At 68.3% G+C, this 19,837-nt stretch carries 20 protein-coding genes; 17 read left to right on the plus strand and 3 right to left on the minus strand.

The annotated features are described in order from the left end of the window. Positions 1-64 precede the first annotated feature (64 nt). Together EV655_RS02645 and EV655_RS02650 are read right to left on the minus strand one after the other, a co-directional pair. Positions 65-826 (minus strand): hypothetical protein, encoded by a 762-nt coding sequence (locus EV655_RS02645; RefSeq protein ID WP_132541420.1) that lies wholly within the window; start codon positions 824-826, stop codon positions 65-67. Positions 827-870: 44 nt separating this feature from the next. Further along, positions 871-1,362: an RNA polymerase sigma factor gene (locus tag EV655_RS02650; protein ID WP_132541422.1), complete on the minus strand. Its 492-nt coding sequence runs from the start codon at positions 1,360-1,362 to the stop codon at positions 871-873. 95 nt (positions 1,363-1,457) lie between these two features. Here EV655_RS02650 and EV655_RS02655 point away from each other — a divergent pair, with 95 nt between their 5' ends. Continuing rightward, positions 1,458-2,837, plus strand: coding sequence for a S8 family serine peptidase (locus tag EV655_RS02655; RefSeq protein WP_132541425.1), 1,380 nt, complete (start codon positions 1,458-1,460; stop codon positions 2,835-2,837). Positions 2,838-2,854: 17 nt separating this feature from the next. Beyond that, positions 2,855-3,565 (plus strand): DUF6065 family protein, encoded by a 711-nt coding sequence (locus tag EV655_RS02660; RefSeq protein ID WP_132541427.1) that lies wholly within the window; start codon positions 2,855-2,857, stop codon positions 3,563-3,565. Between the two features lie 96 nt (positions 3,566-3,661). On the opposite strand, the gene EV655_RS18790 is transcribed toward EV655_RS02660, so the two are convergent. Beyond that, entirely contained in the window at positions 3,662-4,024 is a 363-nt protein-coding gene (locus EV655_RS18790) for a hypothetical protein (RefSeq protein WP_207901927.1), read from the minus strand. 268 nt (positions 4,025-4,292) lie between these two features. Here EV655_RS18790 and EV655_RS02670 point away from each other — a divergent pair, with 268 nt between their 5' ends. The 15 genes from EV655_RS02670 to EV655_RS02740 all read left to right on the plus strand — a co-directional run bounded on the left by EV655_RS02670 (position 4,293) and on the right by EV655_RS02740 (position 19,778). Then, complete coding sequence (locus EV655_RS02670; protein WP_243644967.1) at positions 4,293-5,546, plus strand: ABC transporter substrate-binding protein; 1,254 nt, start codon at positions 4,293-4,295, stop codon at positions 5,544-5,546. Between the two features lie 44 nt (positions 5,547-5,590). Next, entirely contained in the window at positions 5,591-6,490 is a 900-nt protein-coding gene (locus EV655_RS02675; protein ID WP_132541430.1) for a carbohydrate ABC transporter permease, read from the plus strand. After that, entirely contained in the window at positions 6,487-7,380 is an 894-nt protein-coding gene (locus EV655_RS02680) for a carbohydrate ABC transporter permease (protein ID WP_132541433.1), read from the plus strand. Before EV655_RS02675 ends, EV655_RS02680 begins: the two co-directional genes overlap by 4 nt. Before the next feature lie 3 nt (positions 7,381-7,383). Continuing rightward, on the plus strand, positions 7,384-8,493 hold the full coding sequence (locus tag EV655_RS02685) for an ABC transporter ATP-binding protein (RefSeq protein WP_132541436.1): 1,110 nt from the start codon (positions 7,384-7,386) through the stop codon (positions 8,491-8,493). A 194-nt stretch (positions 8,494-8,687) separates the two neighbouring features. After that, positions 8,688-9,971, plus strand: coding sequence for an imelysin family protein (locus tag EV655_RS02690; protein WP_132541439.1), 1,284 nt, complete (start codon positions 8,688-8,690; stop codon positions 9,969-9,971). Between the two features lie 64 nt (positions 9,972-10,035). Next, positions 10,036-10,284: a (2Fe-2S)-binding protein gene (locus EV655_RS02695; RefSeq protein WP_132541442.1), complete on the plus strand. Its 249-nt coding sequence runs from the start codon at positions 10,036-10,038 to the stop codon at positions 10,282-10,284. Next, a complete protein-coding gene (gene bfr / locus EV655_RS02700; RefSeq protein WP_132541445.1) occupies positions 10,281-10,766 on the plus strand; it encodes a bacterioferritin in 486 nt (161 codons plus the stop codon). Before EV655_RS02695 ends, bfr begins: the two co-directional genes overlap by 4 nt. After that, positions 10,738-12,267 (plus strand): di-heme oxidoreductase family protein, encoded by a 1,530-nt coding sequence (locus tag EV655_RS02705; protein WP_243644968.1) that lies wholly within the window; start codon positions 10,738-10,740, stop codon positions 12,265-12,267. The genes bfr and EV655_RS02705 overlap by 29 nt, the downstream gene beginning before the upstream one ends. Then, positions 12,267-13,271 (plus strand): imelysin family protein, encoded by a 1,005-nt coding sequence (locus tag EV655_RS02710; protein WP_132541448.1) that lies wholly within the window; start codon positions 12,267-12,269, stop codon positions 13,269-13,271. Before EV655_RS02705 ends, EV655_RS02710 begins: the two co-directional genes overlap by 1 nt. A 3-nt stretch (positions 13,272-13,274) precedes the next feature. Next, entirely contained in the window at positions 13,275-14,360 is a 1,086-nt protein-coding gene (locus EV655_RS02715; RefSeq protein WP_132541451.1) for a DUF1513 domain-containing protein, read from the plus strand. Between the two features lie 150 nt (positions 14,361-14,510). Beyond that, positions 14,511-15,476, plus strand: a complete 966-nt coding sequence (locus EV655_RS02720; protein WP_132541454.1) for a UDP-glucuronic acid decarboxylase family protein — start codon at positions 14,511-14,513, stop codon at positions 15,474-15,476. An 8-nt stretch (positions 15,477-15,484) separates the two neighbouring features. Next, positions 15,485-16,486, plus strand: coding sequence for a UDP-glucose 4-epimerase GalE (galE, locus tag EV655_RS02725; RefSeq protein ID WP_132541457.1), 1,002 nt, complete (start codon positions 15,485-15,487; stop codon positions 16,484-16,486). Continuing rightward, positions 16,470-18,299 carry a glycosyltransferase family 2 protein gene (locus EV655_RS02730; protein ID WP_132541460.1) on the plus strand — a complete coding sequence of 610 codons (1,830 nt, stop codon included), beginning with the start codon at positions 16,470-16,472 and terminating at the stop codon, positions 18,297-18,299. Before galE ends, EV655_RS02730 begins: the two co-directional genes overlap by 17 nt. 25 nt (positions 18,300-18,324) lie before the next feature. Further along, positions 18,325-19,218 (plus strand): glycoside hydrolase family 26 protein, encoded by an 894-nt coding sequence (locus tag EV655_RS02735; RefSeq protein WP_132541463.1) that lies wholly within the window; start codon positions 18,325-18,327, stop codon positions 19,216-19,218. Between the two features lie 332 nt (positions 19,219-19,550). Beyond that, entirely contained in the window at positions 19,551-19,778 is a 228-nt protein-coding gene (locus tag EV655_RS02740; protein WP_165905250.1) for a hypothetical protein, read from the plus strand. Positions 19,779-19,837 lie beyond the last annotated feature (59 nt).

A 19,837-nucleotide genomic window follows, 5' to 3' on the forward strand; every position in this document is an offset into this window, starting at 1 on the left:
ACCCGCCACGGCGCCCGGATCGCGACAGCACACCCCCGCGCCGCGGCAAGGGGCGCCGCCGCCTCTACTCGCCGGCGGCGGAAAGCGCCGCGGCCTCGTCCAATGGGGCCAGCGGTGCACCGGCGCCGATCGCCGCGAGATAGGAATCGAGCGTCTCAAGGGATGAGGCCGGCGCATAGCCCGTGTCGACCGCGCCCGCCACCACGGCAAAGCGGGTCTGCCAGCCCGCAGCCTCGCGGCAGGCGACCGAGACCACCGTGGCGCGTTCGGCGGCATCCAGCTCGAACTCGCGGCAAAGTTCGCCATCGGCGTTGCGGAAGGACGCGATGATCGCGACCTCGCCATCCGCGACCGCCGCCCGCGCGCCCGAGGGCAAGCCCGACAGCGCCTCGGCCAGTCCCCTTGTCCCGAGCGTGGCGATCCGCAGCCCCCCCGGCACCCCATCCCCCAGCGACAGCCCGACCAGCACACCGCCCGCAAGCCCGAGAGCCAGCGCAAGGCCTGCCGCGATCGCCATTGGCCGAAACGGTCGGGGCGGGACGGACGGGCGGCGCAACGGCACGACAGTCGCATCGGTCTCTGCCCCTGCCCGCCCGGCCTCGATCGTCGCGCGCACCCGCGCCATCAGCGCGTCGGGCACCGGCGCCTCGGGCCGCGCCGCCGCGGCGCGTGCCAAGACGTCGCGCGTGCCGGAAAACAGCGCAAGCCGCCGGGCCAGGGCCGGATCGGCCGCCACCGCCGCGCCGACCCGCGCCGCCTCGGCCGGGTCAAGCGCGCCGTCGGCATAGGCCATCAGGGTCTCGTCGCTGAAATCGTTCGTTGTCATCCGTGCCACTCCTGCCCCCGTCGACAGGGACTACGTGCGATCCGTCATTCTATTCCCATCTTCTCGGCCAGCGCGACCCGGCCGCGGGCAAGGCGGCTCATCACCGTGCCCCTGGGGATCTCCAGCACCTCGGCCGCCTCGGCATAGCTCAACCCCTCGATACAGACGAGCACGATCACCTCGCGCTGCTCGGCCGGAAGCATGGCCAGCGCGGCCTGCGTCTGGCGCAGCATCAGCGCCGCCTCGGTGGCCCGGGCCCCGTCATGGACGGCGGCCTCGGGGGCATCGGTGATGTCGATCTCGACCCCGCGCGTGCCCGACCGCCGCGCGCTGTCGATCCAGGCATTGCGCAGGATGCGGAACAGCCAGGGTTCCAGCCGCATCGACGGATCGAACCGGGTCCGCGCGGCGATGGCGCGCTCGACCGTGGTCTGCACCAAGTCGTCGGCGATATCCGGCTTGCGGCACATCGACAGCGCGTAGCGGCGCAGCACCGGAAGCGCCTCGATCAGGCCCGTCTCGAACGCATCCGCCATGCCCCTGCCTGCATTGTTCATCCGCTTCCGCGGAATAATATCCATCCCGGAACGTAGTCCCATCGAAACCGGACGACCACGAGGGATTCCCGCCGATGCGCTTGCGCCCCTTCGCATTGCTTCTTCTCGTCGCGACCCTGTCGGCCGCGCTGATCCTGCCCGCGGCGCTGCACCCGCTGGCGCCCTGGGGCGTGGCTTGGGCGGACGACGACGATGACGATGATGATGATGATAACGATGCGCCGTCGGGCGCGCGCGGCCGGGACGATGACTCGGGGGGCGGGCCGGGGCCGCGGGCGGGATCCGGGGGCAACTTCCTGCGCAACCTCTTCGGACAGCCCCGGCAGGTGCGCCGCTCCACACCAGCCCCCCCGCCGCCGGCCTTCGTCGCGGACGAGATCGTGGCGCTCTCGCTCACGGTCGAGGATCTGGCGGCGCTGACCGCGCAGGGCTTTTCGGTGATCGAGGAACTGGCGGTGCCCGGGCTCTCGGCCACGCCGCGCCGCCTGCGCGTGCCGCCGGGCATCGCGCTGGCCGATGCCCGGGCGGCGGTGCGGGCGCTGACGTCGGGCCAGGATGCCGACTTGAACCACTATTACCGCGCCGAGGCGGGCTTTGCCACGGATTGCCGCGGCGCCGACTGCCCCGCGCGCCAGACCATCGGCTGGCCGCGCCTGCCGGTCCGCGAGGGCACCTGCGGGGCCAGCGTGCCGATCGGCATGATCGATACCGGGATCAACGAGGCGCACGAAACCTTCGACGGCGCCCGGATCGAGCTGCACCGCCTCTCGCCCGAAGGCTTCGATCCGTCCCGCGCGGTCCACGGCACCGCGGTTGCGGCGCTGCTGGTCGGCGATCCGGCGACGCGCGCGCCCGGGCTGGTGCCGGGGGCGCGTCTGGTCGCGGTCGACGCGTTCCACCGGGCGGGCGCAGACGAGCGGGCCGACGTGTTCACCCTGGTCGAGGCGCTGGGCTTTCTCGCCGGGCAGGGCGTGCGGGTGATCAACCTCAGCCTCGCGGGCCCCGACAACGGCGTGCTGTCCGAGGCGATCGGCCAGCTGGTCGGGACACACGACATCGTCGTGGTCTCGGCCGCGGGCAATGGCGGGCCGAACGCCCAGCCCGCCTATCCCGCCGCCTACGAGCCGGTGATCGCCGTGACCGCCGTCGACCGCGCGGGTCGGGTCTACCGCCGGGCAGTGCAGGGCGCGCATATCGACCTGGCCGCCCCGGGCGTCGATGTCTGGACCGCCGCCTCGGTCAGGGGCGCGCGGTGGAAAACCGGCACCTCCTTTGCCGTGCCCTTCGTCTCGGCCGCCGCGGCCATCCTGCGCGAGGCACGGCCCGACCTGACCGCCGCCGAGGTCGGCGACGAGTTGCGCCGTCGCGCGCGCGACCTGGGCCCGCTCGGCCATGACGCGGTGTTCGGGGCGGGCCTGCTGAACCTTGGCACGCTGTGTGGCGACAAGACCTGAAGGGAAGGGACAGGAACATGAGCCTCTTGCGCAAGATCACCCCGACGATCCGCTTTCTCTGCGATCCGGCCGACGAGGGGGTGATCGCGCCCCCGGTCCCGGCCAAGGCCTACACGCCCGACTGGTTCCGCCGCCTGCCCGCGGTCGACGAGGCGCAGGTGTCACCCACCGATACCGGGCTGACGGTCAAGCGTTGCCTGCCGTTTCTCGACGCGATGACCGCGGGCTGGATCATCCCGCTGGCGGCGACCGTCCGGCTGGATGTCCGGAATGGCGGGCGGGATGTCGAGGCGGGCTGGGATTTCGACCGCACCATGGTCAGCTTTCACGGCGCCCACCAGGTGCGCGGCAATCCCTGGGGCGATCGCGCGGCCTGCAAGTTCCACAATTTCTGGACCATCGTGACGCCCCCTGGCTGGAGTTGCCTGTTCCTCGATCCGCTGAACCGGCCGAACGGCCTGTTCGAGGTGCTGGCGGGCGTGGTCGACACCGACACCTACCAGGCGCCGGTGCATTTTCCCTTCGTCCCCACCGGCCCCGACGGGCTGCACGTGATCGAAAAGGGCTCGCCGCTGATCCAGGTGATCCCGTTCCGCCGCGACACGGCCGCCCTCGGCGCCGAGATCCGTGCCGAAACCCGGGCCGAGGCCGCCCAACGCGACAAGGTCACGCGCAGCACCCGTGCCGCGCCCGGCTGGTACCGCACCGAGGCGCGCGCGAAACGCTGACGCGCGCCTTCGGGCTTTCCAAGGGTCTCCGGCCCCCATGCGAAAACGCCGGCCCCAAAGGGCCGGCGTTCCTGATTTCCGCCGGGCGGGCCGGTCTCAATCGTCGTCGTCACTCGAGTTCGAGCTGCTGTTCGAACTGGAGTTGGAGCTCGAATTCGAACTGGAGTTGCTGTTCGAGTTGGAGTTGCTGTTCGAACTCGAATTGCTGTTGGAGTTGCTGTTCGAATTGGAGTTCGAATTCGAAGAGCCCCGCCGGCGGTCGTCGTCGTCGCGATCGTTGCGGTGACTCCGCCGCTCGAAGCGCACCTCGGTCTGGCGCTCGCGCCAGTCGCGGTCCCCCGCGCGGAATTCCCTGGCGAGGTTCTCGAGATAGCCGCGGATACCATCGGCCTCGACCGGCCCCGACAACGTTGTGGTGGCGGCCAGAGCCATGACCAGCGTGGATACGATTCGTTTCATGGTCGTCTCCCTTGGGTTGGCTGCCATCAGCGGCAGCACAGGGACTACGGCGGACCCGCTCGTCTATTCCCGGCCAATCGAAACGCTCGGCGGACCCCCGCCCCATGCCCGGCGGCGCGGGCCCGTTGACCGCGGTCAAGACCGGCCGGTGCCCTGCATGCTAGCTTGACCGGGCGACGGAACGCCCTGAAACTCCCGCCGGAGGGGGACGATGGGCGATGCATCGCATGCGGCCCGGGAAGCCGCGCCCAACAGAGGAGGAGTTCCAATGTTCCGTTACATGACATTCGCCCCGCTCGTCGCGGCGGCCGGTCTGGCCCTTGGTGCGCCAGCCCGGGCCGAGGGCACGGTCGAGGTGCTGCACTGGTGGACCTCGGGTGGCGAGGCCAAGGCGGTCGGCGAGTTGAAGCAAAGCTTCGAGGCCGCGGGCGGCACCTGGATCGATTCGCCCATCGCGGGCGGCGGCGGCGACGCGGCGATGACGGCGCTGCGCGCGCGTGTCGTGGCGGGCAACCCGCCGACCGCGGTGCAACTGAAAGGCCCCGGCATCCAGGAATGGGCCGAGCTGGGCGCGCTGGCCGATGTCGAAGGCGTCGCCGCGGCCGAAGGCTGGGACGGCGTGCTGCCGCCGGTGCTGGCCGCGATCATGAAATCCGATGGCCGCTACGTCGCCGCGCCGGTGAACATCCACCGCGTCGACTGGATCTGGGCCAACCCCGAGGTTCTGGCGCGGGCCGGCATCGACACCATGCCCACCACCTGGGACGAGTTCAACGCCGCCGCCGACAAGCTTATCGCGGCGGGCATCACGCCCTTGGCCCATGGCGGCCAGCCCTGGCAGGACGCCACCATCTTCGAGAACGTGGTCCTTGGCGTCGGCGGGGCCGAATTCTATCGCGCCGCGCTGGTGAACCTCGACCCCGAGGCGCTGACCTCGCCCACGATGGTCGCGGCCTTCGACCAGTTGCGCAAGATGCGCGGCTATGTCGACGCCAACTTCTCGGGCCGCGACTGGAACCTCGCCACGGCGATGGTGATGAACGGCGAGGCCGCGTTCCAGATCATGGGCGACTGGGCCAAGGGCGAATTCCTGGCCGCGGGCAAGGTGCCGGGCAAGGATTTCGTCTGTGCGCCGACGCCCGGGGGCGGCTTCGTGCTGAACGCCGACAGCTTCACCTTCTTCAAGGTCTCGGGCGAGGACAACATCGCAGGCCAGCAAAAGCTGGCCAGCCTGATCATGTCGCCCGAGTTCCAGAAGACCTTCAACCTCGCCAAGGGCTCGATCCCCGCGCGCACCGACGTGCCGCTGGACGAGTTCGACGACTGCGCCAAGCTGTCCCATGCCGACCTGCTCAAGGCGACCGAGGCGGACACGCTGGTGCCCTCGATGGCGCACGAGATGGCGATCTCGCGGTCGGTGCGCGGCGAATTCCTCGACCTCGTGACCGAGTTCTTCAACTCGGACATGAGCTCCGAGGACGCCGCCCAGCGGCTTGCCGACGCCGTGAAACGCGCGATGTGACAGGGACGCGCCGGGGGCCACCCGCCCCCGGCCACCCCGCAAGAATGGCCGGCACCGGATTCCTCACCACTCTCTCGCGCGGCTTCGAACGCCGCCTGCCGCTGATCGTGGTCTCGCCGCTCTTTGCGCTGAGCCTCTTCTTCGTCTACGGTTTCATCGCCTGGACCGTCTGGATTTCCTTCACGAAATCCGGCGTCATGCCGGTCTACGACCTGTCGGGGCTTGCCCAATACGAACGGCTCTGGACGACGCCCCGCTGGTATGTGGCGCTGAAGAACCTGTTCATCTTCTCGTCGCTCTTCATCGGTATCTCGATGGCGCTGGGCATCGTCCTCGCCATTCTGCTCGACCAGCGGATCCGGGTCGAGGGCGTGATCCGCACCATCTACCTTTATCCGATGGCGCTGTCCTTCATCGTTACCGGCACCGCGTGGAAATGGATCCTCAACCCCGGCCTCGGCATCGAAAAGCTGGTGCGTGACTGGGGATTCCCCGACTTCACCTTCGACTGGCTGGTGAACCCCGATTACGCGATCTACACCATCGTCATCGCCGGGGTCTGGCAAAGCTCGGGCTATGCGATGGCGCTGTTCCTGGCGGGCCTCAGGTCCGTCGACGACGAGGTGCTCAAGGCCGCCGCCATCGACGGCGCGGGCGCCTGGCGCACCTATACCCGGATCGTGCTGCCCTCGATGCGGCCGGTGTTCCTGTCGGTCGTAATCATCCTGGCGCATCTGGCGATCAAGAGCTTCGATCTGGTCGTGGCCCTGACCGGGGGCGGCCCCGGCTATGCCACCGACATGCCCGCCACCTTCATGTATGCCTTCGCCTTCCAGCGGTCGGAGCTGGGCATGGCCGCGGCCAGCGCGGTGATGATGCTGGCCACGATCTGCGCGATCATCGTGCCCTATCTCTATTCCGAGCTTCGGGGGGCACGGCGATGAGGGCGCGCCGCACCTCGGGTATCGTCCACCGGTCCGGTCCCGGCGCGTGGCTGCTGCGCGGGTTGCTGTTCACGATCCTCGGGCTCTTCTGCCTCTACTACCTGTTCCCGCTCTTCGTGATGCTCGCCACCTCGGTGAAATCGCTGGCGGAAATTCGCGAAGGCAGCTTTCTCGCCTTCCCTCGCGACATTAGCTTCGAGGCCTGGGCCAAGGCCTGGGGCGCGGCCTGCGTGGGCGTGCGCTGCGACGGGTTGCAGCCCTATTTCATGAACTCGGTGATGATGGCGGTTCCCGCCGTTCTGCTCTCCACCACGCTGGGGGCGCTGAACGGCTATGCCCTGACCAAATGGCGCTTCCCCGGCGCCGACATCATCTTCGCGCTGATGCTGTTCGGCGCGTTCATCCCTTTCCAGGTGGTGCTGCTGCCGATGGCGCGCACGCTGGGCGAACTGGGGCTGGCGGGCACCGTGCCGGGGCTGATCCTGGTCCACACCGTCTATGGCCTGGCCTTCACCACGCTTTTCTTCCGCAACTTCTTCATCGGGGTGCCCGACGGCATCGTGCAGGCGGCCAAGGTCGACGGCGCGGGCTTCTTCGGCATCTTCTTCCGCATCGTGCTGCCGATGTCGCTGCCCGCCATCGTGGTCACCGTGATCTGGCAGTTCACCCAGATCTGGAACGACTTCCTCTTCGGCGTGGCCTTCACCGTGGGCGATTCCAACCCGGTGACGGTGGCGCTCAACAACGTGGTGAACACCTCGACGGGGGTGAAGGAATACAACGTCGACATGGCCGCGGCGATCATCGCGGGCCTGCCGACGCTGTTGGTCTATGTCGTGGCCGGGGCGTATTTCGTGCGCGGCCTCTCGGCCGGGGCGGTAAAGGGGTAGGGCATGGCATCGGGCATCCGGCTGGACAAGGTCCGCAAGAGCTTCGGCGCGACCGATGTCATCAAGGGCATCGACCTGACCATCGAGCCCGGCGAATTCGTGGTCCTCGTCGGCCCCTCGGGCTGCGGGAAATCCACACTGCTGAACCTGATCGCGGGCCTCGAAACCGTCAGTTCGGGCGACATCCTGATCGGCGGGCAGAACGTCAACCGCGTGCCGCCGCGCGACCGCGACATCGCCATGGTGTTCCAGTCCTACGCGCTCTACCCGACCAAGACGGTGCGCGCGAACATCACCTTCGGGATGGAAACCCGCCGCGTGCCCCGCGATGCGCAAGAGGCGGCTGTCGAGGAATTCTCGCGCCTTCTCCAGATCGACCACCTGCTCGACCGCAAGCCCGGCCAGCTCTCGGGCGGCCAGCGGCAGCGGGTGGCGATGGGCCGCGCATTGGTCCGGCAACCGGCGGTGTTCCTGTTCGACGAGCCGCTCTCGAACCTCGACGCCAAGCTACGGATCGAGATGCGGACCGAGATCAAGAAGCTGCACCAGCGGCTGGGCAAGACCGTGGTCTACGTCACCCACGACCAGATCGAGGCGATGACGCTCGCCACCCGCATCGCGGTGATGGACAACGGCCACATCCGCCAGTTCGCCGACCCCGCGACGATCTACGAATATCCCGTCGATCTGTTCGTGGCGGGCTTCATGGGCTCGCCGCCGATGAACATGATCCGGGGGCGGCTGTTCCACGAAAACGGCCGGGTGTTCGTGCTGCCCCTCGGCGCGCGCGAAAGCGTCCGGTTCCCGCTGGTGGGCGCGGCGGGCACTGCCGCGCTGGCGGACAGCCGCGAGGTGGTGCTGGGCCTGCGCCCCGAGACGATCTTTGCCGCCGGGTCCGAACTGCCCGGCCCGAACCGCCACGTGTTCGAGGCCCCCGTCGAGGTGGTCGAGCCCACCGGCCCCGACACCATGCTGGTGTTCCAGATCGGCGGGCAGGATCTCATCGCCCGCGTCCGCCCCGAGGACGTGGCCACCCCCGGCAAAACCTTCCGGTTCGAGGTGGACATGGGCAAGGCCAAGCTGTTCGACGCCGAAACCGGCCTCGCGCTCTGACCCCGGCGCCCGGCGGGTCCGGCATTTTGTCCGATGAAAGTCCGATGGAATTCCGACAGCGGCATGCCGGGCGCCCGGAGTTATTCTGAGTAAAAAAGTCGGATTGACATGGCCGACTGAATCACTCAGGTTTGATCCGGGCGTCAGGACCCCGGCGCCCTTGGGAAACGCGAACGACGGGGGCAAGGGAGCAGATGACAGTGAAATTCGCAGCGGCGAGCGCGCTCGCCCTGATCGTGGGGCTGGGTGGTGCCGCGAAGGCCGAGAACGCACCGGAAAATACAGCCATTCTTGATACTTACGCGGACATTGCCGAGGCAGGCTATGGCGACAGCCTGGCGCTGGCACGGCAGGTGCAAGCCGCCGTCGAGGCCCTGATCGCCACGCCGTCGGCCGAGGCGCTGACGGCAGCGCGCTCTGCCTGGCTCGCCGCCCGCGTGCCCTATCAGCAGACCGAGGTCTACCGCTTTGGCAACCCCGTCGTGGACGACTGGGAAGGCAAGGTGAACGCCTGGCCGCTGGACGAGGGCCTGATCGACTATGTCGATTCCAGCTATGGCGGCCCTTCGGACGAGAACGGGTTCGCCACCCTCAACGTCATCGCCACGCCGGAATTTTCCCTTTCTGGGCAAGCGGTCGATGCGACCGAGATCACGCCCGCCCTGCTGTCGGACACCCTGCACGAGGCCGACGGGATCGAGGCCAACGTCGCCACCGGCTATCACGCCATCGAGTTCCTGCTCTGGGGACAGGACCTGAACGGCCACGGCCACGGCCACGGCGCCGGCGCCCGCCCCTGGACCGACTATGCCCAGGACGAAGCCTGCACCAATGGCAATTGCGACCGCCGCGCCGCCTATCTGAAAGCCGCGACCGATCTGCTGGTCAGCGACCTCGACTGGATGGCCGCCCAATGGGCCGAAGGCGGCGCCGCCCGCACCGCGTTGATGGACAACCCCGATGCCGGGCTGTCCGCGATCCTGACCGGGATGGGCAGCCTGTCCTACGGCGAGCAGGCGGGCGAGCGGATGCGGCTGGGCCTGATGCTGAACGACCCCGAAGAGGAACACGACTGCTTCTCGGACAACACCCACAACAGCCACTACTACGACGGGCTGGGCATCCGGAACGTCTATGTCGGGCAATACGTTCGCGCCGATGGCAGCATCGTCGCCGGGCCGTCGCTGTCCGACCTGGTGGCCGCCACCGATCCCGCGCTTGACGCCGAGATGAAGGGTAAGCTGGCCGACACTCTGATCGCGCTGGGCCGGATCAAGACCGCCGCCGAGGCGGGCTTTGCCTACGACCGGATGCTGGAACGCGGCAACGCGGGCGGCGAGGCGCTGATCATGGGGGGTGTGGACGCGCTGATCGACCAGACCCGCACGATCGAGCGGGTGGTTGCCACGCTCGGCCTTGATCAGATCGAGTTCGAGGGATCCGACAGCCTCGACAACCCCGGGGCCGTGTTCCAGTGACCGCCTAAGCCAACCGCCGGGGCCCCGGTCGGGCCCCGGCCCGAACGACCGGAGAGCCTGAACCATGATCGTCTGCCACTGCCGCGCCATCACCGACCGGGACATCCACGCCGCGATCGACTGGATGCGCGCATCCGACCCGCACACGATCATCACCCCCGGCAAGGTCTTTCGCGCGCTGGGAACGACCTCCGACTGCGGCGGGTGCCTGTCGCTGTTTCTCGATACGATGCGCGGGAACCCTAACCTTGAGGTTCCGTTGGAACTATGCTCGCTTAAGGTTACCGCCCGCAAAAAGGAGACAGAGACATGAAAGGCGACCCCCAGGTCATCGACTACCTCAACCGCGCCCTCCGCAGCGAACTGACCGCGATCAACCAGTACTGGCTGCACTACCGTCTGCAGGACGACTGGGGCCTTGGCGCCATGGCCAGGAAAAGCCGCGAGGAAAGCATCGAGGAGATGGGCCATGCAGACAAGCTGATCGCCCGCATCCTTTTTTTGGAAGGCCACCCGAACCTGCAAAAGCTGGATTCGCTGAGGATCGGCCAGACGCCCAAGGAAACGCTGGAATGCGACCTCGCCGCCGAGCAGGAGGCGCGCGCGATGTACAAGGAGGCGCGGGAATACTGCGACAAGGCCGGCGACTACGTGACCCGCGCGCTGTTCGACGAGCTTCTGGCCGACGAAGAGCACCACATCGACTTCCTCGAGACCCAGCTCGGGCTGCTCGAACGGATCGGACCGGAGAATTATGCACAGCTCAATGCCACGAAGATGGACGAAGCGGACTAGCACGATCGCGCTGGCCGTCCTCGCGGCCTCGCCCCTTGTGGCGGGGCCGCTCGACGAACCCCACCTGACAATCATCCCCCGCACCCCCGACGAAGCCGTGCGCATCGCGGCGGCCACGGCCCTGCCCAAATCCTTCGACGCGCCCGCACCGTTCGAGGAGCTGCCCGGCGGCGCGGCCACGGTGCGGGTGCGGGCGAATGCCGACGCGTTTTCCCAGCCTTCGGCCAATATCGGCTTCGAGGGCGAACTGACCTTCAAGGTCGGCAATGGCCTCTTCCGCAAGGTCTGGGTCTCGTCGCCGGCCTCGACCCAGGCCTCGGACGGGCTGGGGCCGCTGTACAATGCGCGGTCCTGCCAGCGCTGCCACCTCAAGGACGGCCGCGGCCACCCGCCCGAGGGGCCCGAGGACAGCGCCGTGTCGATGTTCCTGCGGGTGTCGATCCCCGGCGGGCCCGAGGACGCAATTGAGGACATCGAGGACTACATCGCCACGCGCCCCGAGCCGACCTACGGCGAACAGATCCAGGATTTCGCGCTGGCGGGCTTGCCCGCCGAGGCGCAGATGCGGATAGCCTACGAGGAAATCGAGGTGCCCCTGTCGGGCGGCGAGGTGGCGCATCTGCGGCGACCCACCTACAGCCTTGCCGACCTCGGCTATGGCCCGCTGCACCCCGACGCCATGTTCAGCCCGCGGGTCGCGCCGCAGATGATCGGGCTTGGGCTGCTGGAGGCCGTGCCCGCCGCCGACATCCTGGCGCTCGCCGACCCCGACGACGCGGACGGCGACGGCATTTCCGGGCGTCCGAACATCGTCTGGTCGGTGGAATACGGCCAGCCGATGCTGGGCCGGTTCGGCCTGAAGGCGGGCGCACCGACGGTGAAACACCAGTCGGCGGGCGCCTTTGCGGGCGACATCGGCATTTCCAACCCGCTGTTCTCGGCGGGACACGGCGAATGTACCGAGGCGCAGGCCGACTGCCGCGCCGCGCCGCATGGCGACGGGGACGAGCGCGTCACCGAGATCGACGCCGAGGGGCTGGACCTGGTGGCGTTCTACAGCCAGAACCTGGCCGTTCCAGCGCGGCGCGACGTGGACGACCCGCAGGTGCTGCACGGCAAGCAGGTGTTCCACGACATCGGCTGCGTGTCGTGCCATCGCCCCGCCTTCGTCACGCACCGGCTCAAGGACCGGCCGGCGCAAAGCTTTCAGCTGATCTGGCCCCATACCGACATGCTGCTGCACGACATGGGCGAGGGGCTGGCCGACAACCGGCCCGAGGCGCGGGCGACGGGGCGGGAATGGCGCACCGCGCCGCTGTGGGGTCTGGGGCTGACGGAACGGGTCAGCGGCCACACCCATTTCCTGCACGACGGGCGGGCACGGTCGATCCTCGAGGCGATCCTGTGGCACGGCGGCGAGGCCGAGCCCCACCGCGACGCGGTGGCCAACATGCCGCCCGAGGACCGCGCGGCGCTGATCCGTTTCATCGAGAGCCTGTGATGCGGCGCGCCCTTGTCCTTGTCGCCGCGCTCTGGGCTGGCACAGCCGCCGCCGAGGCGCCGGTCGCCGCCATCGTCGAGGGCCACGTGCTGCCGGGGTTCACCCGGCTGGCCGAGGCATCGGCCACGCTGGACGCTACGGCAGACGACCATTGCGCCCCCGAAGACCCCGCGCTGCGCGCCGCCTGGGGCGCGGCCTTCGATGCCTGGATCGCCGTCTCGCACCTGCGCTTCGGCCCGACCGAGACGGGCGATCGGGCCTTCGCGCTGGCCTTCTGGCCCGACAGCCGCGGCGCGACGCCCAAGGCGCTGGCGGGCCTGATCGCGGCGCGCGATCCGGTCGTCGAAACCGCAGAGGGGTTCGCCACCGTATCGATCGCCGCACGGGGGTTCCACGCGCTTGAGTTCCTGATCTACGACCCCGCCTTCACCGGGGACGACGCGGCGGCCTATCGCTGCGCGCTGGTGCAGGCGATGGCGGGTGACATTGCCCGGATCGCCGCCGACATTCTGACGGACTGGCGGGCCGATTACGCCGAAAGGATGCGCGACGCGGGCGGGAACGATACCTACCGAACCCCCGACGAGGCCGCGCAGGAGTTGTTCAAGGCCGTGTCCACCGGGTTGCAGTTCACCTCGGACACGCGGCTGGGCCGCCCGCTGGGTACCTTCGACAAACCGCGCCCGACGCGGGCCGAGGCCTGGCGGTCGGGCCGGTCGCTGCGTCACGTGGTGATGTCGCTGGACGGCACGCGGGACCTGGCGCTGATGCTGGCCGAAGGCCACCCCGAGGCTGCCGCGGCGCTGGACGCCGCCTATGGCCGGGCCTTCGCCATCGCCCGCGATCTGGACGATCCGGTCTTCGCAGGCGTCGAAACGCCCGAAGGCCGGTTCCAGGTCGAGATCCTGCAACAGGCCGTCGACGCGATCCGCCGGGTGGTGGCGCAGGACCTTGGCCCCACCCTTGGCGTTGCCGCGGGGTTCAACGCGCTGGACGGAGACTGACCAATGACCTCTCGCCGCGGATTCCTGGCGGGGCTTCTGGCCGCCGGGGTGGTTCCGAAACCCGGCTGGGCCGATGCGGGCGACCCGGCCTATCTGACGGCGGCCCGCCTGCCCGACCGGTCCTACTGGCTGTTCGGCCTGACCGAGACCGGGGACGAGCTGTTCCGCCTGCCCCTGCCCGACCGCGGCCACGCGGCCGCCGCCCATCCGGCCCGCCCCGAGGCGGTGGCCTTCGCCCGGCGCCCCGGCACCTTTGCGGTGGTGATCGACTGCGTGACCGGCGCAAGCAAGGCTGTTCTGGAAAGCCCCCCGGGGCGGCATTTCTACGGCCACGGCGCGTTCTCGGCCGATGGCGGGCTGCTGTTCGCGCCCGAGAACGACTACAAGGCGGCCCGCGGCGTGATCGGCATCTGGGACGCCGCCCGCGGCTATGCCCGGCTGGGCGAGTTTTCCTCGGGCGGGGTCGGACCGCATGACGCCCGCCTGCTGCCCGATGGCGAGACGATTGTGGTGGCCAATGGCGGGATCGAGACCCATCCCGAGGCGGGCCGGACCAAGCTGAACCTCTCCACGATGCGCCCGAACCTGACCTATCTGCGGCTAGACGGCACGGCGGTCGACCAGACGGAACTGGACCCCGCGCTGCATCGCAACTCGATCCGGCACCTCGCGGTTGGTCCCGACGGGCTGGTGGCCTTTGCGATGCAGTGGGAGGGCGATCTGGCCGCGCATCCCCCGCTGCTGGGGCTGCACCGGATGGGCGGCACCCCCCGCCTGCTGGCCGCCGGGGACGAGGATCACCGGCGGATGCAGGGCTATGCGGGCAGCATCGCGCTGGCGCCCGCCAGTGGACAGGTCGCCATCACCTCGCCGCGCGGCGGGCTGGTGCAGATGTTCGACACCGTGACCGGGACCTGCCTTGCCAGCCATGCGGGGCCGGATGTCTGCGGCGTCAGCGATGCGGGCCGGGGGTTCCTGATCACCGCGGGCACCGGCATCGTGTCGCTGGCGGGCGCGCAGGGCGAGATCTGGCGGCGGCGGCATGCCTGTCAATGGGACAATCACCTGGTCCGCGTCGCCCGGGGCTGATCATCAAAAGGATACAATTTCAAGGCTTTCCGGTCATTGGTGCGCAAATGCAAGACCCGGCAAGCAAAAGACTGCGCGGCGAAGCGTCTCGCTGGGCTTTGCCGACTCGCGATGCCATAGTCCGCTCCGATTGCCCGAGGAGCTTATTTGATGATTGGACGATCTGTTCTGGTAACCGGGGGGGCGGGCTTTCTCGGCTCTCATCTTTGCGACAGGCTGCTTGGCGACGGCGCGCGGGTAATCTGTGCCGACAGCCTGCTGACCGGGACGATCGGCAACATCGCCCACCTGATCGGCCGCGACGGGTTCCGCTTTGTCCAGCACGACGTGGCGATGCCCTTCGATCCGGGCGAGCCGGTGACCGAGATCTTCAACCTCGCCTGTCCGGCCTCGCCGGCGAAATACGCCATCGACCCGTTGCACACGTTCCGGACCAGTGTCCTTGGCGCGATGAACCTGCTGGACCTCGCACGCGCCCATGGGGCGCGGATCGTCCAGTCCTCGACCTCCGAGGTGTATGGCGATCCTTCGCTCAGTCCACAGCCCGAGGCGTATTGGGGCAACGTCAACCCGGTGGGCCCGCGCGCATGCTATGACGAGGGCAAGCGCGGGGCCGAAACGCTGTTCTTCCACTACCGCCAGCAACACGGCGTGGACGCCCGGATCGCCCGCATCTTCAACACCTACGGCCCGCGGATGAGCCCCGATGACGGCCGGGTGGTGTCGAACTTCATCGTGCAGGCGCTGACCGGCACCCCGCTCACCGTCTACGGTACCGGCGCACAGACCCGGTCTTTCTGCTATGTCGACGACATGGTGGAGGGGCTGGTCCGACTGATGGCCGCGCCGGCGCCCGCGCATGGCCCCGTCAATCTTGGCAATCCGGGCGAGTTCACCATGCTGGAACTGGCCGAGCTTGTTCTTGCCAAGACGGGGTCGCCCTCGCGCATCGGCTTCAGGCCGCTGCCCGAGGACGACCCCCGCCAGCGCCGGCCCGATATTTCGCTGGCGGGACGGATGCTGGGATGGGCGCCGAAGGTTCCGTTGAGCGAGGGGCTTGACCGGACCATCGCCTATTTCGCCGAGCGCATCCACCAGGGACAGACCGGGGAATAGGTGCAGGCGTGACTCAGTCGAAAGCGGTTCTGGTAACCGGGGGTGCCGGCTATATCGGCAGCCACACATGCAAGCGGCTGGCCGAGGCAGGCTATGTGCCGGTCGCCTACGACAATCTGAGCACCGGCCATGCCGACGCCGTGCGCTGGGGCCCGCTTATCGAGGGGGACACCCGCGACCGGGAGGCCGTGGCCCACGCGATCCGTACGCACGCCCCCGTCGCCGTGATCCACTTCGCCGCGGCGGCCTATGTGGGCGACTCGGTCCGCGATCCGGAATTCTACTACTCGAACAATGTCGGCGGGATGCTGGGGCTGCTGACCGCCTGCCGCGAGACGGGGCTGGCGCGCGTGATCTTCAGCTCGTCCTGCGCCACCTACGGCGTGCCCGACCGGCTGCCGATCACCGAGGATACGCCGCAGAACCCCATCAACCCCTATGGCCGGACCAAGCTGATCGGCGAATGGATGCTGGCCGATTTCGCCCGCGCGCACGGGCTGCGCTATGTGGCGCTGCGCTATTTCAACGCCTGCGGCGCGGATCCCGATGGCACGCTGTGCGAACGCCACGACCCCGAGACGCATCTCGTTCCGCTGGCGCTTTTCGCTGCGGACGGACGGCGGCCCGCGCTCGACCTGTTCGGCACCGACTATCCCACGCCCGACGGCACCTGCATCCGCGACTACATCCATGTCTGCGATCTGGCCGAGGGCCACCTGGCCGCGCTGCGCCATCTCGAGGCGGGGGGCAGCAGCCTTTCGGTCAATCTCGGGACCGGCACGGGTCATTCGAACCGCGAGGTTCTGGATGCGGTAGGGCGCGTTCTGGGCCGACCGGTGCCGGTGAACGCGGTGGACCGGCGCGAAGGCGATCCGCCCGCGCTGGTCGCGGACCCCGCCTTCGCCCGAGAAGCCCTTGGATTCGCGGCCGGCTTCCGCGACCTCGACGCCATCGTCGCCCATGCCGCGCGGGCCTTCGGGATGAAGCTCGGCGATGACGCGACTCCCTGACGGATATCGCGCGCGCGGCCGCCCGCGCCACCTGGTTTCAGTCTACTCGCCGGGCATGAAGATGCGGTACCGGTTGTCGGTGCTGCTGTGGGTGGCGACCGTGGTCTGGTTCTGGGCCTGGTGGTTCCAGCCGCACCACAATATCGGCACACTGCGTTATCTGGTCGTCACCCTGGCGGTGGCCTGGATCATGTTCCTTCAGGCCTATTTCCTGACCGTGATGTTGCGGGCCTGCCGCCCCTCCGGCGACCTGTCCCGGATGCAGGGCGCGCGGGTCGCGATGGTCGTCACGAAAAGCCCGTCGGAGCCGTTCGAGGTGGTGCGCCGCACGCTCGAGGGGATGCTGGCGCAGGACTGGCCGCACGACACCTGGCTTGCCGACGAGAATCCCGCCCCCGAAACGCTTGCCTGGTGCGCCGCCCACGGCGTCAAGGTCTCGACCCGCAAGGACCGGCCCGACTACCACCGGGCCGAATGGCCCCGCCGGACCCGGTGCAAGGAAGGCAACCTGGCCTTCTTCTACGATCATTTCGGCTATGACGGTTACGACTTCGTCTCGCAGCTTGATGCCGATCACGTGCCGCAACCGGGCTATCTGCGCGAGGTGCTGCGCGGCTTCGTCGATCCGGAGGTCGGCTATGTCAGCGCGCCGTCGATCTGTGCCAGCAACGCCCGGGACAGTTGGGCCGCGCGGATGCGGCTTGACCACGAGGGAATGTTCCACGGCATCCTGCAGGCGGGCTATTCCAATGGCTGGGCGCCGATGTGCATCGGCTCGCATTACGCGGTGCGCACGACGGCGCTGCGCGAGATCGGCGGGCTCGGGCCGGAGCTTGCCGAGGATCATTCCACCTCGATGATGATGAACGCCCATGGCTGGCGGGGGGTGCACGCCTTCGACGCGATCGCGATCGGCGACGGGCCGGTAACCTTTGCCGACATGCTGACCCAGGAATTCCAGTGGTCGCGCAGCCTTGTGACCCTGTTCCTGCGCTATACGCCGCGCTACTTCGCGGGGCTCCGGCCGATCCTCAAGTTCCAGTTCCTTTTCTCGCAGCTCTGGTATCCGACGTTCGCCCTGTTCATGGCGGCGACGATGCTGGTGCCGGTGACCGCAGTCCTATTCGACATACGCTATGCCGATGTCACATATCCGGCCTTTGTCGGGCACAGCCTGCCGGTGATGCTGGCCTTCATCCTGATCGCCTACCAGCTGAGGGCCGACGGGTTGTTCAGGCCCATCGACGCCAGGGTGATAAGCTGGGAAAAGGGTCTGTTCCAATGCGCGCAATGGCCCTGGGTGCTTTGGGGCTGCGTGATGGCGGTGCGCGACAGCCTGACTGGCCGTTTCGTCGATTTCCGGATCACGCCCAAGGGCGCCTCGGCAGAGGCAAGGCTGCCTTTCCGCGTGCTTGTTCCCTATGTCGTTCTGGCGCTGATGGCGATACTGCCGGTTATCCTGGTCGAGGATGCCGGGAACGCGGCGGGGTTCTACCTTCTGTGTCTTTTCAACGCATTTCTCTACCTGATCGTTCTCGCCGTGGCGATTGTCCACCATATGCGGCAGAATATGCCAGACTGGCCGGGACTTCTGTTCCGCTATGGCCCGCAGGTCGCGGTTGTGGTGTCGCTGTTGGGACTGATGGCATTTTCGGGGTGGCTCAGGGGCATGCAAAGCCTGCACTATCTGTCAACGGGACTGGGTCCCTACCAGTTCACCAAGTTGGAATTCCTGGTTTCCGGCGCCGGGCAGGGAGGGCGGAAGAGCATGCACTACTCGTTCGACCTTCCGTTCGGCCGCCAGGAACGGTGACCGATCATCGAGTAAGGAACACATCATGGCCTACGCTCTGAAATCCACCGTCGCGGGGCTTGTCATGGCGCTTTGCCTGACGGCCACGGCACGTGCGGAATCCGCCCCGCCGGGCGACCTGCCCTTCGGCGTCTATGACCCCGACGGGGTCTTTGCGGACGATCCCGAGGTCACCATCGAGCATCTGTTCCTGCCCTGGGAGGACGTGTTCCTGCCCAGCCTGATCGAGGCCGACGCCTACGCGCTGGAACGCGGCCGGTCTATCCTGGCGACGATCGAGCCCTGGACCTGGAACCGCAGCGAGCGGAACACCCCCGAGATCCTGCAACAGGGCATCGCCTCGGGCGAATACGACCGCTACATGGCCTCGATCTGCGCCGTGCTGAACCTGTTCGAAAGCCCCGTCACCGTACGCTGGGCGCAGGAGATGGAGGACGAGAGCGGGCAGTTCATCTGGGCCAACTGGGAGCCCGAGACCTATATCGCCGCCTATCGCCGGCTGGTGGACGTCTGCCGTGCCCAGGCGCCCAGGGTGAACTACATGTGGTCGCCTCTCGGCTACGAGCAGCTGACCCCCTATTACCCCGGCGACGACTATGTCGACATCATCGGCCTGTCGGTCTTTGGCCTGCAGCCGTGGGAGCAGGAAATCCTTGGCGAAGAGCAGTCCTTCGAAAAGATCCTCGGGCCCCGCTATGCGCGTGTCGAACCCTTCGGCAAGCCGGTGGTGGTCGCGGAACTCGGCTATTCGGGCAGCCAGGCCTATGTCGACAAGTGGAATGGCGAGGTGCGGCAACTCTATCCGCAATTCCCGAACCTCGTGGCCGTCGTCTACTTCAACCAGAAAGAGGTCTATCCCTGGCCTGACGACTACGGCCTGCCCAACTGGAAATTCGAGGCCCGCGTGATCGACGAATAGACGCGCAGATCGCGACATCGGCGCACAAGTGGCAGCGGGCCGCCCATGATCTGGGGGGCCCTCGGCGAATACCCGCCCGTATCTGGCGCCGCGGCTGATACCGCCTCGCCTTTGCCCCGGCTTTGCCACAGAAAAGCTTAACATCCAGACGATACTCGTGCACTTGGGGGGCCTTTGGTCCGTCCTGACGACCCGACCGGATCGCGGACGCCATGCCCCCCGGGCGAAGCAACCGAGTACAGGCAAAGCAGGAACCAAACGCGATGCGTATCCTTCGACGACCAGCCCGCGCCGGAATTCCGGCGCTCGCCGCCGCCGCGGCCGCAGGCCTCATGCTCAGCGCCGCACCGGCCCTGGCCGACGGCAAGGTGGTCCAACGGCAGGCGATCGTCGGGGCTTCGGTCATGCGCTGGCTCTACCCCGAGCCCAAGGCCGACACGGTGCTGTCCGAGCGGGAGCGCAAGGTGCTGGCCCGCCGGCTTGACAGTCGCCACGGACAGGGATCGCACATCTGCACCGCCTCGGGCTTCGGCCAGCGGCCGAGCTGCTTCTCGCGCTGAACCGCGCCGCCGGCGCGTTGCGCGGCCCTGAACGGCCCTTTCGCCCGCGTGCCCTTTCC

Origin of the sequence: Rhodovulum euryhalinum (assembly GCF_004342445.1) — a bacterium.
Taxonomy (GTDB): Bacteria; Pseudomonadota; Alphaproteobacteria; order Rhodobacterales; family Rhodobacteraceae; genus Rhodovulum; species Rhodovulum euryhalinum.

What these genes read in the sequence shown, in the direction of transcription:
- EV655_RS02645 (WP_132541420.1), bottom strand. Translation starts at nt 826, where the DNA reads ATGACAACGAACGATTTCAGCGACGAGACCCTGATGGCCTATGCCGAC.
- EV655_RS02650 (WP_132541422.1), bottom strand. Translation starts at nt 1,362, where the DNA reads ATGGCGGATGCGTTCGAGACGGGCCTGATCGAGGCGCTTCCGGTGCTG.
- EV655_RS02655 (WP_132541425.1), top strand. Translation starts at nt 1,458, where the DNA reads ATGCGCTTGCGCCCCTTCGCATTGCTTCTTCTCGTCGCGACCCTGTCG.
- EV655_RS02660 (WP_132541427.1), top strand. Translation starts at nt 2,855, where the DNA reads ATGAGCCTCTTGCGCAAGATCACCCCGACGATCCGCTTTCTCTGCGAT.
- EV655_RS18790 (WP_207901927.1), bottom strand. Translation starts at nt 4,024, where the DNA reads ATGAAACGAATCGTATCCACGCTGGTCATGGCTCTGGCCGCCACCACA.
- EV655_RS02670 (WP_243644967.1), top strand. Translation starts at nt 4,293, where the DNA reads ATGTTCCGTTACATGACATTCGCCCCGCTCGTCGCGGCGGCCGGTCTG.
- EV655_RS02675 (WP_132541430.1), top strand. Translation starts at nt 5,591, where the DNA reads ATGGCCGGCACCGGATTCCTCACCACTCTCTCGCGCGGCTTCGAACGC.
- EV655_RS02680 (WP_132541433.1), top strand. Translation starts at nt 6,487, where the DNA reads ATGAGGGCGCGCCGCACCTCGGGTATCGTCCACCGGTCCGGTCCCGGC.
- EV655_RS02685 (WP_132541436.1), top strand. Translation starts at nt 7,384, where the DNA reads ATGGCATCGGGCATCCGGCTGGACAAGGTCCGCAAGAGCTTCGGCGCG.
- EV655_RS02690 (WP_132541439.1), top strand. Translation starts at nt 8,688, where the DNA reads ATGACAGTGAAATTCGCAGCGGCGAGCGCGCTCGCCCTGATCGTGGGG.
- EV655_RS02695 (WP_132541442.1), top strand. Translation starts at nt 10,036, where the DNA reads ATGATCGTCTGCCACTGCCGCGCCATCACCGACCGGGACATCCACGCC.
- bfr (WP_132541445.1), top strand. Translation starts at nt 10,281, where the DNA reads ATGAAAGGCGACCCCCAGGTCATCGACTACCTCAACCGCGCCCTCCGC.
- EV655_RS02705 (WP_243644968.1), top strand. Translation starts at nt 10,738, where the DNA reads ATGCCACGAAGATGGACGAAGCGGACTAGCACGATCGCGCTGGCCGTC.
- EV655_RS02710 (WP_132541448.1), top strand. Translation starts at nt 12,267, where the DNA reads ATGCGGCGCGCCCTTGTCCTTGTCGCCGCGCTCTGGGCTGGCACAGCC.
- EV655_RS02715 (WP_132541451.1), top strand. Translation starts at nt 13,275, where the DNA reads ATGACCTCTCGCCGCGGATTCCTGGCGGGGCTTCTGGCCGCCGGGGTG.
- EV655_RS02720 (WP_132541454.1), top strand. Translation starts at nt 14,511, where the DNA reads ATGATTGGACGATCTGTTCTGGTAACCGGGGGGGCGGGCTTTCTCGGC.
- EV655_RS02730 (WP_132541460.1), top strand. Translation starts at nt 16,470, where the DNA reads ATGACGCGACTCCCTGACGGATATCGCGCGCGCGGCCGCCCGCGCCAC.
- EV655_RS02735 (WP_132541463.1), top strand. Translation starts at nt 18,325, where the DNA reads ATGGCCTACGCTCTGAAATCCACCGTCGCGGGGCTTGTCATGGCGCTT.
- EV655_RS02740 (WP_165905250.1), top strand. Translation starts at nt 19,551, where the DNA reads ATGCTCAGCGCCGCACCGGCCCTGGCCGACGGCAAGGTGGTCCAACGG.